The sequence below is a fragment of the Leptospira bouyouniensis genome (genome assembly GCF_004769525.1).
Taxonomy (GTDB): Bacteria; Spirochaetota; Leptospiria; order Leptospirales; family Leptospiraceae; genus Leptospira_A; species Leptospira_A bouyouniensis.
Window position 1 is genome coordinate 104,560 of record NZ_RQFT01000007.1, and the last position, 15,238, is coordinate 119,797.

15 protein-coding genes are annotated in these 15,238 nt (G+C 38.0%); 7 read left to right on the plus strand and 8 right to left on the minus strand.

Annotation, left to right across the window (positions count from 1 at the left end; all coding sequences use genetic code 11):
* The first annotated feature begins 61 nt into the window (after nucleotides 1-61).
* On the plus strand, nucleotides 62-310 hold the full coding sequence (locus EHQ43_RS19705; RefSeq protein WP_244242677.1) for a hypothetical protein: 249 nt from the start codon (nucleotides 62-64) through the stop codon (nucleotides 308-310).
* A 290-nt stretch (nucleotides 311-600) separates the two neighbouring features.
* On the opposite strand, the gene EHQ43_RS06610 is transcribed toward EHQ43_RS19705, so the two are convergent.
* Nucleotides 601-1,041, minus strand: a complete 441-nt coding sequence (locus EHQ43_RS06610; protein WP_135770451.1) for a MarR family winged helix-turn-helix transcriptional regulator — start codon at nucleotides 1,039-1,041, stop codon at nucleotides 601-603.
* A complete protein-coding gene (locus EHQ43_RS06615; protein WP_135741197.1) occupies nucleotides 1,028-1,513 on the minus strand; it encodes a glutathione peroxidase in 486 nt (161 codons plus the stop codon). Before EHQ43_RS06615 ends, EHQ43_RS06610 begins: the two co-directional genes overlap by 14 nt.
* A gap of 328 nt (nucleotides 1,514-1,841) precedes the next feature.
* Here EHQ43_RS06615 and EHQ43_RS06620 point away from each other — a divergent pair, with 328 nt between their 5' ends.
* Nucleotides 1,842-3,131 (plus strand): ammonium transporter, encoded by a 1,290-nt coding sequence (locus EHQ43_RS06620; RefSeq protein WP_135754593.1) that lies wholly within the window; start codon nucleotides 1,842-1,844, stop codon nucleotides 3,129-3,131.
* A 5-nt stretch (nucleotides 3,132-3,136) separates the two neighbouring features.
* Complete coding sequence (locus EHQ43_RS06625; RefSeq protein ID WP_002975072.1) at nucleotides 3,137-3,484, plus strand: P-II family nitrogen regulator; 348 nt, start codon at nucleotides 3,137-3,139, stop codon at nucleotides 3,482-3,484.
* A gap of 52 nt (nucleotides 3,485-3,536) precedes the next feature.
* Here the strand turns inward: EHQ43_RS06625 and ilvB are convergent, their stop codons facing one another.
* The 3 genes from ilvB to lepB form a co-directional block, all read right to left on the minus strand.
* Nucleotides 3,537-5,255: a biosynthetic-type acetolactate synthase large subunit gene (gene ilvB, locus EHQ43_RS06630; RefSeq protein ID WP_135770452.1), complete on the minus strand. Its 1,719-nt coding sequence runs from the start codon at nucleotides 5,253-5,255 to the stop codon at nucleotides 3,537-3,539.
* Nucleotides 5,256-5,512: 257 nt separating this feature from the next.
* The gene (locus EHQ43_RS06635) at nucleotides 5,513-5,734 is read right to left on the minus strand and encodes an AtpZ/AtpI family protein (RefSeq protein WP_135770453.1); all 222 of its coding nucleotides are present in this window, start codon (nucleotides 5,732-5,734) and stop codon (nucleotides 5,513-5,515) included.
* 3 nt (nucleotides 5,735-5,737) lie between these two features.
* A complete protein-coding gene (gene lepB / locus EHQ43_RS06640; RefSeq protein WP_135741193.1) occupies nucleotides 5,738-6,775 on the minus strand; it encodes a signal peptidase I in 1,038 nt (345 codons plus the stop codon).
* A 111-nt stretch (nucleotides 6,776-6,886) separates the two neighbouring features.
* Between lepB and EHQ43_RS06645 the strand changes: the two genes are divergently transcribed.
* Together EHQ43_RS06645 and EHQ43_RS06650 are read left to right on the plus strand one after the other, a co-directional pair.
* Nucleotides 6,887-7,678, plus strand: coding sequence for an aldolase (locus EHQ43_RS06645; protein ID WP_135741192.1), 792 nt, complete (start codon nucleotides 6,887-6,889; stop codon nucleotides 7,676-7,678).
* 252 nt (nucleotides 7,679-7,930) lie between these two features.
* Nucleotides 7,931-9,442 (plus strand): DUF2079 domain-containing protein, encoded by a 1,512-nt coding sequence (locus EHQ43_RS06650; RefSeq protein ID WP_244242678.1) that lies wholly within the window; start codon nucleotides 7,931-7,933, stop codon nucleotides 9,440-9,442.
* A gap of 54 nt (nucleotides 9,443-9,496) precedes the next feature.
* Here EHQ43_RS06650 and EHQ43_RS06655 read toward each other — a convergent pair whose 3' ends face one another.
* The 3 genes from EHQ43_RS06655 to EHQ43_RS06665 form a co-directional block, all read right to left on the minus strand.
* Nucleotides 9,497-10,519 (minus strand): MBL fold metallo-hydrolase, encoded by a 1,023-nt coding sequence (locus EHQ43_RS06655; protein WP_135741190.1) that lies wholly within the window; start codon nucleotides 10,517-10,519, stop codon nucleotides 9,497-9,499.
* Nucleotides 10,520-10,528: 9 nt separating this feature from the next.
* The gene (locus tag EHQ43_RS06660) at nucleotides 10,529-11,707 is read right to left on the minus strand and encodes a MaoC family dehydratase (protein WP_135741189.1); all 1,179 of its coding nucleotides are present in this window, start codon (nucleotides 11,705-11,707) and stop codon (nucleotides 10,529-10,531) included.
* Nucleotides 11,708-11,778: 71 nt separating this feature from the next.
* Entirely contained in the window at nucleotides 11,779-11,961 is a 183-nt protein-coding gene (locus EHQ43_RS06665; RefSeq protein ID WP_208730951.1) for a hypothetical protein, read from the minus strand.
* Between the two features lie 84 nt (nucleotides 11,962-12,045).
* Here EHQ43_RS06665 and EHQ43_RS06670 point away from each other — a divergent pair, with 84 nt between their 5' ends.
* Nucleotides 12,046-13,650, plus strand: a complete 1,605-nt coding sequence (locus tag EHQ43_RS06670) for an NADP-dependent glyceraldehyde-3-phosphate dehydrogenase (RefSeq protein ID WP_135770455.1) — start codon at nucleotides 12,046-12,048, stop codon at nucleotides 13,648-13,650.
* A gap of 70 nt (nucleotides 13,651-13,720) precedes the next feature.
* Nucleotides 13,721-15,028 carry a DUF1554 domain-containing protein gene (locus EHQ43_RS06675; RefSeq protein ID WP_135770456.1) on the plus strand — a complete coding sequence of 436 codons (1,308 nt, stop codon included), beginning with the start codon at nucleotides 13,721-13,723 and terminating at the stop codon, nucleotides 15,026-15,028.
* Nucleotides 15,029-15,238: the final 210 nt, after the last annotated feature.

Here is a 15,238-nt window from a genome sequence, read left to right on the forward strand (position 1 = left end):
CAAACGAAGCGAACCTGAACCCAAAATTCGAGGTGCAATCATTTGAACCGTATATTCGTTTGTGCTGCCATCAACACCGGTCACAATATATTTAAAAGGAGCCGTAAAAGGATTGGAAGTGATGCCACTAATTTGTTCAATCCCATTCACTGTTACAAAAACACCGTTAGTTTTGAAATTAGCAATCTATGAAGATATAGAAACTATAGATTCCGATGTGATGACAATTTTGTTTTCTGTTATGATTCAATTAACGCCGAGACTCGGAATCGAATACTCAAGAATCTCTTTTTTAACTGATGGAACATAGATCTTACCGTAATTAGCATTGACATCCGAAGTTGCCCATTTTAATAGCAACGTGTCTATAAATTTTTGACCATTGGGATCGCATGGATTTTCTGAAAATGAATTTTTACAGGAAATTATAAAGATAAAGAAGAAAAAGCAAAGTAACAAAATTAGTCTCAACATATGTAATGAACCTTCGCTTTCTCAGGTAAGAATGAAAATGAACCTAAACGATGTTAGACCCTTTTTTTGAATCCATCAAACGTCAAGAAAAAAGTTTAAAATTATGTTCAGAAAATTAGTTTTCTTTTAGGTTTGTCCAAGTTCATCTAAAATTTTTTTTAATTGGATTGCTTGGTTTTCTTCAATTCCAGACAAACAAAAAATCTGTTCCGGTATAGCCTTTGCTTTTTCACGTATATTTCTTCCACCTTTCGTTAGTGACACAAGCACAACTCGTTCATCTTCAGAACTTCTCTTACGTTCTACAAATCCACTTTGCTCTAATCTCTTTAATAAAGGAGTTAACGTTCCAGAGTCCAACTGCAGACGTTCCCCTAGTCCACTCACAGTAATTCTTTCTTCTTCCCAAAGTACCAACATAACAAGATATTGGGGATAAGTAAGCCCCACCGCCGCAAGAAGTGGGCGGTAGATCTTCATCAAACGATGCATTGAAGAATATAAAGAAAAACAAATTTGGTTCTTCAAAAGAAGAACCTCATCTGGGGGATTCTTAACCTTGGACAAGTTTTTCGATATCCTTTTCGATTGCTTCAGGTTTTGTGATGGGGGCGTAACGTTTTACAACGTTTCCATTTTTATCAATGAGAAATTTTGTGAAGTTCCATTTGATATCAAGTGAACCAAAGATGCCTGGTGCACTTTTTTTTAAGTGAGTATAAAGCGGATCTGTATTTGGACCGTTTACTTCAAGTTTAGAAAAAATTGGAAATGTCGTGGAAAAAGTTTTTTCACAAAACAATTTTATATCCGCATCGGAACCGGGTTCTTGTTCACCGAATTGGTTACAAGGGAAAGCTAGAATTTCCAATCCTTTGCCTTTCCAGCGCTCATATGTTTCTTGCAATCCTTTATACTGAGGAGTGAAACCACACTGGCTAGCAGTGTTCACTATCAATAATACCTTATCTTTAAATTGTTCCATCGGTATCTCTTCAGACCCGCGTTTCACTTTAATTTTGTAAAAATCTTCGGCCATTTTTTGCTCCCTTGTTATCATTTAGATTGTGCACAATTTAATTTTGTTCAATCTTTTTATTGCTTCCTCCTGATAAAAAGATCACAGGTATCTGGAAAAGTTGCGAATATTTTTACCCCGCCCTGATATGGGTGGGGAACTAGACCCGCCTCCCAATGCATACCGAATACCATAAACCAATCCATCTGACAAATCCCAATGTAGATTCCTCAATTTTTCTTAAAAAAAGTTCATATTTGTACGATTTTTACTCGCTTTCAAACTGTACCCATTCCTAATAATACGAATTTTATTTCGGAAATCGAATCTAGTTACTTTGGAGTAAACTATGAATATACAATTGGTCTTGAGACCTGTTTTGTTTTGTTTCTTGATCCTTTTACCAAACATTCTTTTGGCAGAGGGAGAGACAGGGACAGTCAATCCAATCGACAAATCAGATACAACGTGGATGTTAGTTTCATCTGCTTTAGTTTTTTTTATGATCCCGGGTCTTTCCTTATTTTATGGAGGGATTGTTCGTTCCAAAAATGTATTATCCACAATGATGCATAGTTTTGTTGCAATCATAGTCATGACCTTACAATGGACAATTTTTGGTTATAGCTTAGCGTTTTCTGGAGAAAATCCTTATATTGGGAATTTTGATTTAGCTTTCTTAGATGGAATCGATATAAATTCCACAAAGGGTTCAATTCCAACATACGTCCACTTTTTATTCCAAGGTATGTTTGCTCTCATTACTCCTGCACTGATTTCTGGCGCAATTGCCGAAAGAATTAAACTTTCAGCATACATTGTATTCATTCTCGTCTGGTCTACGTTAGTTTATGATCCAGTGGCACATTGGGTATGGGCAGATTCTGGTTGGTTATTCAAAATGAATGCGTTAGATTTTGCTGGAGGTACTGTGGTTCACTTAATCTCAGGGATCGCAGGACTTTCTGCTGCAATTGTGATCGGCAAAAGAAAAGGTGATCCTGGTCTCTTAACACACCCAAATAACATGACTTATACGTTACTTGGATCTGGTTTATTATGGTTTGGATGGTTTGGTTTTAATGCTGGCTCAGGACTTGCAGTTAATGGTCTTGCAGCAAGAGCATTTCTTGTCACCTTAGTTGCACCTGCTGCCGCATGTGCAAGTTGGTTACTCATCGAATGGTATCATACAAACAAAGCGACAGCCCTAGGTGCGGCTTCTGGAATTGTTGCGGGACTTGTAGTGATCACACCAGCTTCTGGTTTTGTGGGTATCAAAGGTGCATTGATTATGGGATTACTTGTTTCACCATTATGTTATTTAGCAATTCTTCTAAAAGGAAAATTGAAATATGATGATACCTTAGATGCTTTCGGTATACACGGTGCAGGTGGTGCTTTTGGCGCAATTTTAACTGGAATTTTCGCATTAGAATTAGCAGAAGGAATGACATTTGAAAGTCAAATGATGGCACAAATCATTAGTGTCGTTGCAACAGGATTTTATTCCTTTGTTGCTTCATATTTAATTGCATTCGTAATTGAAAAAACAATTGGTTTTAGAATTGAAGAAGACAAAGAAATCACTGGACTTGACCAAGAGATACATGGTGAAAAAGGATATGATATAAGGTAAAATATATGAAATTAGTAATTGCAATCATCCAACCTCATAAACTAGAAGAAGTTAAAAACGAGTTAACAAAAAACGAAATCTATCGCCTAACAGTTAGCGATGTACAAGGTTATGGCCAACAAAAAGGGAAAACGGAAGTTTTTCGAGGTCATGAATACCAAGTGAATTTACTTAGAAAAGTTCGATTGGAAATTGCTGTGAATGATGAATTTGTCAAACCCACAGTTGATGCCATTTTGAAAGCAGCAAAAACTGGACCTGAAGGTAAAATCGGCGATGGAAAAATCTTCGTAATGCCTTTGGAAGAAGTGATCCGAATCCGTAGTGGAGAGAGAGGGAACAAAGCCATCTAATCCTATAAATAAACTCCCATAGAATCAAATTAATTGCTATGGGAGTTTTAAATTACACCTTCACCAAATCCAAAATATATTCTTGGTTTGATTTTCCACCAGGAACAAAAGGATACACCCCCCAATTAGAAGGAATTTGAATTTCCACAAAAGCAGGCCCTTCTGATTGGAAAAAAGTTTCCAAAATTTCGGTGTTTTGTTCATACTCCCACAATGTGTAGGGGATACCAAATGCTTCACATAACACTGAAAAATTGGGATGAAAATGGAACTGTGAGCCAGAATACACATTCCCATAAAACAAATCCTGCTGTTGTTTGACCAATCCCAAATGCATATTATTCATTAATATAATTTTCACATTTAAGTTTTGTTCTCTAAGTGAGGCTAGTTCTTGTAAGTTCATCATAATAGAACCATCACCAGTAAAGCAATATACTGGTGTTTTTGGATTTGCCAAAGAAACACCAATTGAAGTGGGTAATCCAAAACCCATTGTCCCTTGCCCACCCGATGTGATCCATTGCGAAGGATTTGAAAATGGGTAATACTGTGCAACCCACATTTGATGTTGACCTACATCCGTAAGGATATAATGATCTTGTTTCGAAATGGAAGAAGCTAAGGAAAGAATCAAATCTTTTGCAGGATGGATCTCAGGAATTTGTTTCCACCTTTCGATCTGAGCGAAAGAACCTTCATTCTTTAAATCTTTTTTTACCGTTTTGTCGACAAATCGTTCCTCAAGTAAATAAGGTAGTACTTCAGCAATGTCTTTTTGAATACTCAAATTGGGTTGTTTGATTTTCCCTATTTCATTTGCTGCAATATCAATGTGAATGATTTTAGCCTTAGGACAAAACGTATCCTTATTTCCAATAGCACGATCATCAAAACGAACTCCTATTGCTATCAATAAATCACAAACACCAAGTGCCTCATTTGCCGCAATGGTACCATGCATTCCCATCATACCCAAATTCATTGGATCATTTTTTTCAAATATACCCAATCCCATTAGAGTCGTAACAGCTGGGATTTCATATCGTTTCACAAATTCACGTAACTGTTTATATTCTTTTTTGGCACCACCTCCAACGTATAACAGAGGGAATTCGGCGTTGGCTAAATAATCAGCAAATTCGATACAAAAATTTTCAATGGTTTGGGTATGAAAATTGTTTTGATTTGGATTCCAAAGATTTTCCAATCTTTGAGAATTATTGAATACCCTATTCCCAATGGATAACTCTGGAATGGAAATTGGTTTTGTTTGAATGTCTTTGGGTAAATCAATCCAAACTGGACCTTTTTTGCCTTCGAAAGCAAGTGAATAGGCTTCGTTTAGTACCAAAGGTATTTGATTAGGGTCTTCAATAGAATACACCTTTTTTACGATCGTCGATACGATGGATTCAGTATCCAATTCCTGGAATGCATGTGTCCCTTTTAACGAAAGTGGAACTTGTCCTGAAAAAATTAGTATTGGTATAGAATCTCTTTCTGCATCTGCGATAGCAGTGATCAGATTGGCGACGCCAGGCCCTGAAGAAACAAAAACAACTCCAATGTTTTCAGTACTCCGTGCAATTCCTTGGGCTATGAATCCAGCACCTTGTTCATGTCTGGCAAGGATGTGTTTGATCTTCGATGCCGCCAAACACTCATATAACGGTAGTATGGTTCCACCTGGTACTCCCGCAATACATTGAATGCCTTTCGATTCTAAAAATTGAATGATACATTGACTAACTGTGATTTCTTTCGACATACTCTGTCTCCTCTAGTGGTTTCCCCGTCGACTGATGCTTTCTGTCGACCGAGGAAACGAGTGAGAATTATGACAGAAAGCTACGTATGTAAGTGGAGACGACGACTAGGACGACAGTCATGAGAACATAAGAAGACATACCCAATATTAGGTTGGAGTTATTTCCAAACGGGATTGAAGTCGTCTTATTGTTCATGGTCAGTTTCTTTTATTTTGTAAGGCGTTGATTTGTCAAGAATTTATTTGGAACTAAATGATCATTCGTTCTCTTTGGCACGTTTGATAAGAGAATAAAATGCAAAGATGAAACCCAAAAAAAATCCTACGAGTAACCAAAGTGGTTCTGATTTTAAGTAATCATCCAAATAATAACCACCTACAACAAAAAGAGTGATCGATGATACAAATTCAAATCCAGCACCCGCCATTGCCATAGGTGATTTATCCCCCTTCTTCGGGGAAGGATTATTCTCACTCATTTGTCACTGCAAAATTCGACCAATGCGATCAAATCGAACACTTAATCTCCAAAGGCGGTATCTAAGTGTTCTTTCAATCCAACCAAAGCGAGACTCTTCGCCAATATAACGAGAATTATGTGAAGAAAAAACTTCGGAGTAATGACAACGTCGATCAAGCGCTTCACCTTCGTATCGATCTGCGACTTCGGGACCTTTCTCTGCTAATTCTTGACCATCCTTGTATTCGCAGGTGGAATCTTTCCAGTCGATTGAAAAATAAATAACAAGTGCTTTGCCAAGGATGTCCTCTCGTTTCACAAATCCCCATGCTCGTGAATCATGAGAATCATCACGGTTATCCCCCATGACCATGTACTGACCTTCTGGGATTTCACAACCATGTAAAAAATCACAGTATTCAAAGATATGCGCTCTTCGGTCGTCTTCAAATCCTTCTAAGATATAGTGCTCAAATCCAGGTTTGACTTCACGAAACAGGGCTCTTTGTGTTGCTTCTAAATTGTCCAAATCGGAAAGTTCTTTGCCAATGGGAACTTCTTTCGGTTCATACGATTTGAAATCGACACTTCCCTTTTCTTTGTATTCGACCAGTGCAAAATGTACCCTACCTCGATCTGTTGTTTCAATAAATTTCCGAGTGATCCGAATTGTATCTCCAGGTAAACCCACGACTCGTTTGACAAATCGTTTGGCAAAAATTCCAGAACGAGATTCTTCTTGTCCAAGTGCAGTGGCAGGTGGGATAAACGTGACGATATCACCTCGTTTTGGGTCATCGATACGAAAGAGTTCTTTTTCTGTGAAAGGCATGCGAAAGGAATACCGCATTTTATTCACGAATAAAAAGTCCCCAATTTTTAAGGTAGGGATCATAGAACCTGAAGGGATATTATTTGCATCGAGTATGGAAGATTTGAAAGCAAATACAAGAACAACGATGATTCCAAATGAAATCCCTGAGGCGGCTGCCCCTTCTTTTTCAGGTTCTTTGGATTCTGGTTTTGGTTTAGATTTGAAGATGGAGGAAAATAATCCCATAGTTCGAACCTAAGGAATTCGAAATTTCTGTCAAGAAAGGGGGAAAAAAAGCGCAAAAGACTTGTACTATTTTCGGGAATCGACGATACCATACATGGAGATCTTCTGCTTATGGAAACATCAATCCGTGGATTACGAAAAACCTTACTTGAGATGAAGGAAAACTATTCTTTTGTCTGTGTAAAAACGGGAACTGAAACAGAAGATATGGGCGAAGAAGAAATCGCTCTCCTAAAAACCATCACATCAGGGATATTACCACTCTACGTTAAAATAGGTGGACCTGAGGCACGAAATGATATGCGGATTTGCCAAAGGATTGGTGTGTCTGGGATCTCTGCCCCTATGGTGGAATCCGAATATGCCTTAAAAAACTTTATCCAAACCTTAAAAAACCTGCTAACACCCTCTGAATTTGAATCCTACAATAAATCGATCAATATGGAAACTATCACAGGTTACCGGAATTTAATGGATATATTTGATTCCCCTTCTTTTCAGGAGCTTCAGCAAGTAACTGCTGCTAGATCAGACTTAAGTGCTTCTATGGATAAAAAACCAGATGACAAAGAAGTGACAAGAGTATCCAAAAAAATCATTTCAGAAGCGAAAAGCAGAGGGAAAAAAACATCTGTTGGTGGAACCATCACCAAATCAAATTTTGAACTCATTGCAAGTGAAATCCAGCCAGACTTTATCAATTCTAGACATATTATGGTTGATACAAACCTAGCTATGAAAATTGGGGCGGCCGATATCGCAGAATGTATGTTAGTCTTTGAAATGGACTTATTCGAATTTTTCTCTAAAACATTCCCTGAAAAAGGATACTACTACCGAAACCGAGTGGAAATCAATAGAGAACGGATCGGCGAAAGAAAGGTATTGTATTTCATTCGATAAGTGGTTTATTTATTTTTTCTTTTTAGTTTAGTTACTTCCCTTCTTTTTGTTTCTCCTAAAACCATTCATGCCCCCTTGCAAAAGGGGGTATCTCTTTTTTTCCTTGCACTCTGCATTTATACTGTTTGGAAAAAAAAATATTCAACATTTAAGTCTGATCAAAATCATCAATTCCATAAAATTCCATTTACGATTCAAAACCAAAAAAAAATTCTCCCATACTTAGTTGGGATTAGTGGAACCTGTTTTGTTTTGGCAAGTACATTCCACGCATACCAACTAACCAATTTTTTAGCTGGTTCTTTTTTATTCCATGATGCCGATTATATTGGGATCTCCGATATTTTACTTTCGGTTTGGGAAGGGAAAGGCTTTGAGAGTCATTATTATAACGAAAAATTTAACGGGAGTTATCTGAGACATCATTTTGCGCCTGGGATGTTTTTCCTTTCTCCTTTTGTTGGCATTGTTCCCAACCGTTACGGGCTTGCCGTGGGGGTATTTTTTTTCTACCAGCTTGCAACAATTTTGTGGCTTTATTGGGTATATCGTTTACAACAAAAAAACAACGAAAATCTTTCTTTAAAGTTTTTGTTACTTTGGGTAATCCTTACCAACCAATTGTATTTGTACCGGATAGGATCGAGTTTCCATTTTGAAATTCTAGTTGTGGTCATTGGGTTTTTCTTTTTTTTCCAATGGGAACATCTCAAATCAATGGCAACAAGTGAAACGAAAACACAAATTAAGACAAAGTATTTCAGATTTTGTTTTTTAGGATTAAGCCTTCTATTTTTTCTTTCACAAAAAGAAGACGTTGGGATTTACTTACTCCTTTTTTTGTTACCGCGATTTTTTCTTGAATGTTATGACTTATTCGTTGGAAAAAAAATCCAAACTTGGAAGGATCTAATTTCCTTTCAGAAACAACCTACTTTTAGTATACAGATAGTAATAATAGGAATCACTTCCCTATATTTGGTGTATGTATTTTTCCTTTATCCTTATTTAATTCAATCCAACTCTCATTTCGTTTGGTCTAAAATCCTAACACAAAACTACCACTCTTCTTTCAAACAAGTAACAAGTGTTACCAAATCAGTGCAAATTTTTTTAGAAATCATTGTGAGTGGAGGCATTGGAATTCTACAATTGGTCCCAGAGTCTTTCGGAATGGGTTTTATATACCTTACACATTTTTTTTCATTAAGACCTTGGCACCATGAAGTGTATTCGTATTATAGTTATTCAATTGTACCCTTTTTATTCTATTCTGGAATCCTTTGGTTAAAGTCAGAAAAACAAATTTCACTTCCCATTGTGTTTTTGTTTTTGTCTTGTTTGTTTTGGAAAAATGCAATGGACCAGCACTTCCCACTTGAAACAGAATCGAAAAAGTTTTGGTATGACCAATCGATACAATCGGAAGTTGTAGAAGATTTACCGAAGGTCAATGCGATTTTAATTTCTGATTCTAACACAAACCAAAAAAAAGTTCCAAAAAAAGAACCAATAGTTTTCTCCCAATACAATCTTTCCTTCTTTATCACTGAGAAAACAAAACTATATCCCCTCGAACATTTACAGAACCAAATTGAAATCTGTAGAGAAACAAATGTCTGTTATGTAGTGATCGCTCCCAAGTTCACTGATGAGAAACTTTGGCCGAAAAAAAGAATTTTTGAATTATTTGAAGGACCAAAAATTTTGCCTCAAAATAAGATTTTGCAAGGCAAACAAGTTGAAGTTTGGAAACTGAATTGAAAAGTATTCGTCGATAACACGAAGTGAAGTGAGGATGATTACAATAAGACTTGTTTATTCTACGATATGAAAGACTTCATATCCGTTCTCTCTTTTTTCTATGCGAATTTGACCTTCTAACACAAGTTTTTGGATGATACTATATACAAGTCCAAGTGCCGTCGGAAGATGTCCTCCATTGTGGACTTTTTTCCCAATCGCTGCTTCCATTAATACTTTTAAGTCGGATTCCCCTTCCCGAAGCCTTCGAAGAACACCTTTTTCCAAAATACTAAGAGTTTTTTTCACTAGAGTGATTGTTTTTTTTGGGTCTTCAATCTCACTCCCATGAGCGGGTAACATCCGTTTGATGGGTTCTTCCAATAATTTAGAAAGTGTAAAATAATAATCTCCTAAATTCCCATCCATCTCTGAATAAATAGCAGTGAGATTGGCAATGATCAAATCTCCTGAAAAGTAAACCCCAGTTGAAGGGTCAACAGGTGTAATGTGGTATAAATTATGGCCAGGAGTATACAGAAATCGAAAAAGTCTCCCACCTAACTCCAAACTGTCGTTGTGATCAATGGCTACATCAATTCGTAAAACCGGATCTCCTTTTTTGGTTTCCCCAAATTTACTAAAAAATTGGCGCCAACCCTTGCGAGATTCTGTTAGAATTCGATCCAGTTCTTTTTTGTCTCCAAAAGCTTTGTGATACAAATCTTCTGTTGCTTCTTCGAAGAGTAACATAGACTCTAAATAGTTCCCCACCCCATCCGCCATTGCCCTGTAACCATAATATGTTACATTTTTTGCATAAGATTTGAGAACAAGTGCCGATGAGATATGGTCGAGATGGTTGTGCGTATAAATGATATGGCGAATGTCATTCAAAGAGAATCCCTTTGTTTTAAGGGATGCTTGTAACATTGGGATCGATTCAATATAACCTGAATCGATAAGTGTTAGACCATCATTTCCAACATACAAATAGATGTTATTTGGAGCATAGAAAGGTTGTGGTAGTATTATTTTAAAGACACCATCCCCGATGTCTTCCATCGGAGGAATTCGTTTGGGGATGGTAACCTTCAAAGTTTCACCTTATGGTTGTTTTTTGATGATCAATCTTCTTTCGATTTCGAAGATTTTCTCAGGGATTTTTTCTTTTCCTAGTTTCTTTTTGTCGTTCTCTTTAAGAAAAAGATCTGCACCAAATTTGTCCAATGCATCATTGGCTTTGATGTTTTTGAGTCCAATGAACTGAATTTGAACTTCACCAGCAGGGATCCCGTATTCTGTTCCTTTGTCTTCTGTTGTGAGGATACGAGAAATACAAGTTACAGTATCACCAGAGAATGCAGGTTGAGTATGATAACCTTCTGTGAAACCTAATTCCCAAATTGCGTTTTCGGAAATATCACGAGATGCCATCCCAGCTAACCAACCAAATACGAGCCCACCATATACTACTGGTTCTCCACCCATTGGGCCAGAGATTCCTGCAGAATACAATTTGTCATAATGAAGAGGGTGGGTGTTTCCAACTCGGTAGGTCCATTGGTAGTGTTCATCTGTGATGGTTCGTCCATTTTGGTGAACATAAATTTGACCTGGTTTGAAGTTTTCAAAATAGGTGTGACCCCAAGTGACATCTTTCATTTCAGTTGGGAATTTTAAATTCGGTAGTTTGAGTTCTGGAGTTTTTGATTCAGGGAAATATGCAGTTGCATCACCTGGTTTTGGATTTCCTTTAGGTTTCCCATTGGATTGGTAAATCATGATTTTACGTTCGTATTGTAAAACCACTTCGTTCTTTTGGTTGAGACAAAGTGTTCTTACGCTAACGATTCCTGGTTTGTCAGGTCCCTTATCATCAACAGCCAAAATTTTGGTACGAGAAGATAATGTGTCTCCAGGATACACCGGCATTAAAAATTGTGCGTTGTAATAACCAAGGTTGGCAAGCGCCTTTTCACTGTTATTCTGAACACCAATGGAAAGTGCTAAATTGAAAACCATGAGTGGGTGAACTAGTAAGTCAGAAAAACCGTGTGCTTTTGCATATTCACTAGAAAGATACAGAGGATTGGCATCCATAAACACTGTGGCAAATTCTTGGGCAAAACTTCTGTCGACTGTGAATTGGCGTGGGTGAACATAAATGTCACCAACATTGAATTCTTCGAGGTATCGTCCGTAAATGTTCTTTTTAATATCAGAGAGAGAGGCAGGAGTATTGGGAGATAACTCACCAAAGGGGGACATTGCTTTTTGAACCATGGGAATTCCTTTTTCGAATGGGATAGGACTAATTTTCCAAGCGAGGTCCTACGGAAAACGATTTTTCCAGCTCATCCGGTGGCTCGTTTGGCGTATTCCTCCTTCCATGCACTATGCCAATGATACCATTCTTCGCGGACAGCGCGGTATTTTGCCAAATCACTTCGCACTTCAAGCATAAGAGATTCTAATTCTTCCACACGACGAAAGAGTCGTAGGGTCAAAGCTTCCCATTCTTCCTGATTCTCTGCCATCCATGGCTCCATAAATTATCTATCGGCCGATCGTTTCCGTAAAATGTTGCTTTTTTAGTCTTGTGTAGGTTCGATTCATGGATCATGAGCTTTGTTTTTCCGACTGAAGATTCCATTCTCCCAAAGTACCGCATCTCTCCCATCCACCAAAAAAAATACCTTCTTGGTGGCGAAATTTTGGAATGGAATGGGGAAACACAATCTGTCAAATCACCCATCTTTCTCAATCGAAATGGAAAATTGGAACAGGTGGTCCTAGGTTCATACCCTAGTTTTGATGAAACACAAAGTCTTCGAGCCTTAGAGGCAGCAGTTAAAGCATACAACCACGGAACAGGCGTTTGGCCCACTTCTACACCTTTGGAAAGGATCACAGCGGTGAATCGCTTCATTCAACTGATGAAGGAAAAAAGAAACCAAATCATTTTACTCTTAATGTGGGAAATTGGAAAAACAGAAAAAGATGCCACAAAAGAATTTGATCGTACGATAGAATACTTAGAAGACACTGTCGAATCACTACTCGAACTTGAATCCAATTCATCAAAGTATATTGCTGAAAGTGGTCTCCTTGCCCAAATCAAACGTTCCCCTTATGGAGTTGTTTTATGTATGGGACCATTTAACTACCCATTAAACGAAACTTTTTGCACTCTGATTCCAGCCATTCTAATGGGAAATACCGTTGTCTTCAAACCTGCCAAATATGGAGTTCTACTTTTAGAACCCCTTCTTGATTGTTTTAAAGAAGCTTTCCCTCCTGGTGTCATCAACACCGTATATGGTGATGGAGCTAAAGTCATCTCACCGATCATGGAATCAGGAAAAATTGATGTGTTTGCTTTTATTGGTTCCAGTCAAACAGCCAATCTCATTACAAAAAAACATCCAAAGCTAAACCGCCTAAGGTCTGTTTTGGGATTGAATGCAAAAAATCCAGCCATTGTACTTCCTGACACAGACCTAAAAACAATGGTTCCTGAAATTGTCTCTGGATCGTTGTCATATAATGGACAAAGGTGTACCGCACTTAAAATTCTTTTTGTCCATAAAGATATTGTTGATGAATTCACCAAATTGTATTTAGAAGAATTTTCCAAATGGAAAGCGGGGATGCCTTGGGAACCAGGTGTTCAATTCACACCTCTCCCTGAAGAAGGGAAAACCAAATGGCTCAAAGAACTTTTGGATGATGCAATCAAACATGGTGCAAAGGTTTTAAACCCAGGTGGTGGTGAAATCACTGAATCATTTATGACACCTGCAATCCTTTCTCCTGTCTCACCTAACGCACGTCTGTATCATGAAGAACAGTTTGGACCTTTAGTTCCGATTGTTCCTTACTCTTCCATCGAAGAACCATTGGAATACATTATAAAGTCCAATATGGGACAACAAGCCAGTGTCTTTGGTGAAGATCCAAAAATCGTTGGCAAACTCATTGATACCCTTGTGAACCAAGTGGCTCGTGTGAATTGGAATGCACAGTGCCAACGTGGGCCCGATGTGTTTCCATTTTCAGGAAGAAAAGATTCTGCAGATGGAACTCTTTCTGTATCCGATGCCCTCCGAGTGTTTTCCTTACGGACGGTTGTCAGTTTCAAAGACACAGAAAAGGGACGTAATCTTCTCGGAGAAGTACTGAAGACAAAGAGTTCTCGTTATCTTTCCGAAGAATTTAACTTGTAAGTCCCTCAGTTTTCTCCGATCCTTGAGAAAGGGGTTTCCCTAATTTGTTGTATAGATCAGGGAGGGCAAGATGCGCTGGAGTCGATTATTCTCAATTGTTTTCACTCTCAGTTTGTTTTCCTGTAATCCTGTGAAACCCAATGATGCGTTTTTATTTACTCTCATCAACGGGTTAAATCCTTCAACAACCTTGACCAATGCGTTTATCATTGGACCCTCTTCCAAGATTAATGTGACAAGTGCTAGTGTATTATTAACATATGGGACGTCACAAACATTTGGAATTTCTTTAGGAGTAGTGCCAACATCTAATGTTACAATCAATTTTGTCTTTGATACAAGTAAACTATCTGTTGATGGAAATGTCACAACACCTCTTACAGCTCACCTAACGTTTACACCGGCAAATTATAACACTCCTCAAACAATAACACTGGCTTCCCTTGCAACAACACCGACTACTTCAAACTTAAATGTTTCATCATCTAGTCTTGACACTAACTTTAATAATATAACTGGCTCAATTTCGATAAGACACCGAGTAATGTTTTATACTGGTAGTGCCTTTTTGTTTAGGGAAGATGAGGTTATTACATCATTGACGACTTATGGCGGTTTCCCATATAACTCCTGCTCTGTAAACCCAGCTTTACCAAGCGGACTTAGTTTACATCCGACTACATGTGTAATCTCTGGAACTCCCACTGATTCACAATCTAGTGCCAATTACACTGTTACAGCAACTGATGGTACGAACACCGATACAGAAACCATTTCAATTCAAATTCAAACCACAGTTTACAAAGTGTTCGTAACTGCCTCCACATACAATGGAAACTTACAAGGCGCAGCAGCTAATGGACCTGCGGGAGCAGATGCAAAATGTAATGCAGATGCCAATAAACCAGCAACAGGTACGTTTAAAGCGATGTTGACAGATTTTAATCAATTGAGGCGAGCATGCGATGGTACTGCAAATTGTACCAATATTGCAGAAAATACTGACTGGGTTTTCCAAGTTGGTAGAAATTATATTAGGGCAAGTGATTCTGCATTCTTATTTTCACCGAATTCAGCAGGCATTTTACCAGCAAGTACGAATACCTTCTCAAACCCATATACGATGGCACATGCTTTTGATTCAGGCTCGCTGAAAACGTACTGGACTGGACTAGCTTATCCTAACTCAAATTGGCAGACAGCGACAGCACAACAAACAAATACATGCACAAGCTGGACTAGTGGCGCAGTTACTGCGACTGCTAGTCAAGGTGGGAGGCTTGGTAATTCAAATGCAACAAATTATACCGCTTTTAGAAATGATGCAAATGGAGTTTCTTGTGATACTCTTCACCACTTACTCTGCGTAGAACAATAACCAATGGGAAGCTAACACAGAGCGAACTCCCAATTCGAATTTCAAATTTCCAATCGACTCTTTTATAAAAATTGCAATCAACTCATTACAAAACTCAATCAATCCCTTTCTATCAACGGGAAAAAAATCCTTATTTTCTATTTCTGCTTCCTCTACCTACATCACCAAAACAAAGCCATCGCCCTTTTTTCTACTCGCTTTCTATCCAAA

Bases quoted from the DNA above. Each gene is read 5' to 3' on its own strand.
- EHQ43_RS06615 (WP_135741197.1), bottom strand. From the start codon at position 1,513: ATGGCCGAAGATTTTTACAAAATTAAAGTGAAACGCGGGTCTGAAGAG.
- EHQ43_RS06620 (WP_135754593.1), top strand. From the start codon at position 1,842: ATGAATATACAATTGGTCTTGAGACCTGTTTTGTTTTGTTTCTTGATC.
- EHQ43_RS06625 (WP_002975072.1), top strand. From the start codon at position 3,137: ATGAAATTAGTAATTGCAATCATCCAACCTCATAAACTAGAAGAAGTT.
- ilvB (WP_135770452.1), bottom strand. From the start codon at position 5,255: ATGTCGAAAGAAATCACAGTTAGTCAATGTATCATTCAATTTTTAGAA.
- EHQ43_RS06635 (WP_135770453.1), bottom strand. From the start codon at position 5,734: ATGAGTGAGAATAATCCTTCCCCGAAGAAGGGGGATAAATCACCTATG.
- lepB (WP_135741193.1), bottom strand. From the start codon at position 6,775: ATGGGATTATTTTCCTCCATCTTCAAATCTAAACCAAAACCAGAATCC.
- EHQ43_RS06645 (WP_135741192.1), top strand. From the start codon at position 6,887: ATGGAAACATCAATCCGTGGATTACGAAAAACCTTACTTGAGATGAAG.
- EHQ43_RS06660 (WP_135741189.1), bottom strand. From the start codon at position 11,707: ATGGTTCAAAAAGCAATGTCCCCCTTTGGTGAGTTATCTCCCAATACT.
- EHQ43_RS06665 (WP_208730951.1), bottom strand. From the start codon at position 11,961: ATGGCAGAGAATCAGGAAGAATGGGAAGCTTTGACCCTACGACTCTTT.
- EHQ43_RS06670 (WP_135770455.1), top strand. From the start codon at position 12,046: ATGAGCTTTGTTTTTCCGACTGAAGATTCCATTCTCCCAAAGTACCGC.
- EHQ43_RS06675 (WP_135770456.1), top strand. From the start codon at position 13,721: ATGCGCTGGAGTCGATTATTCTCAATTGTTTTCACTCTCAGTTTGTTT.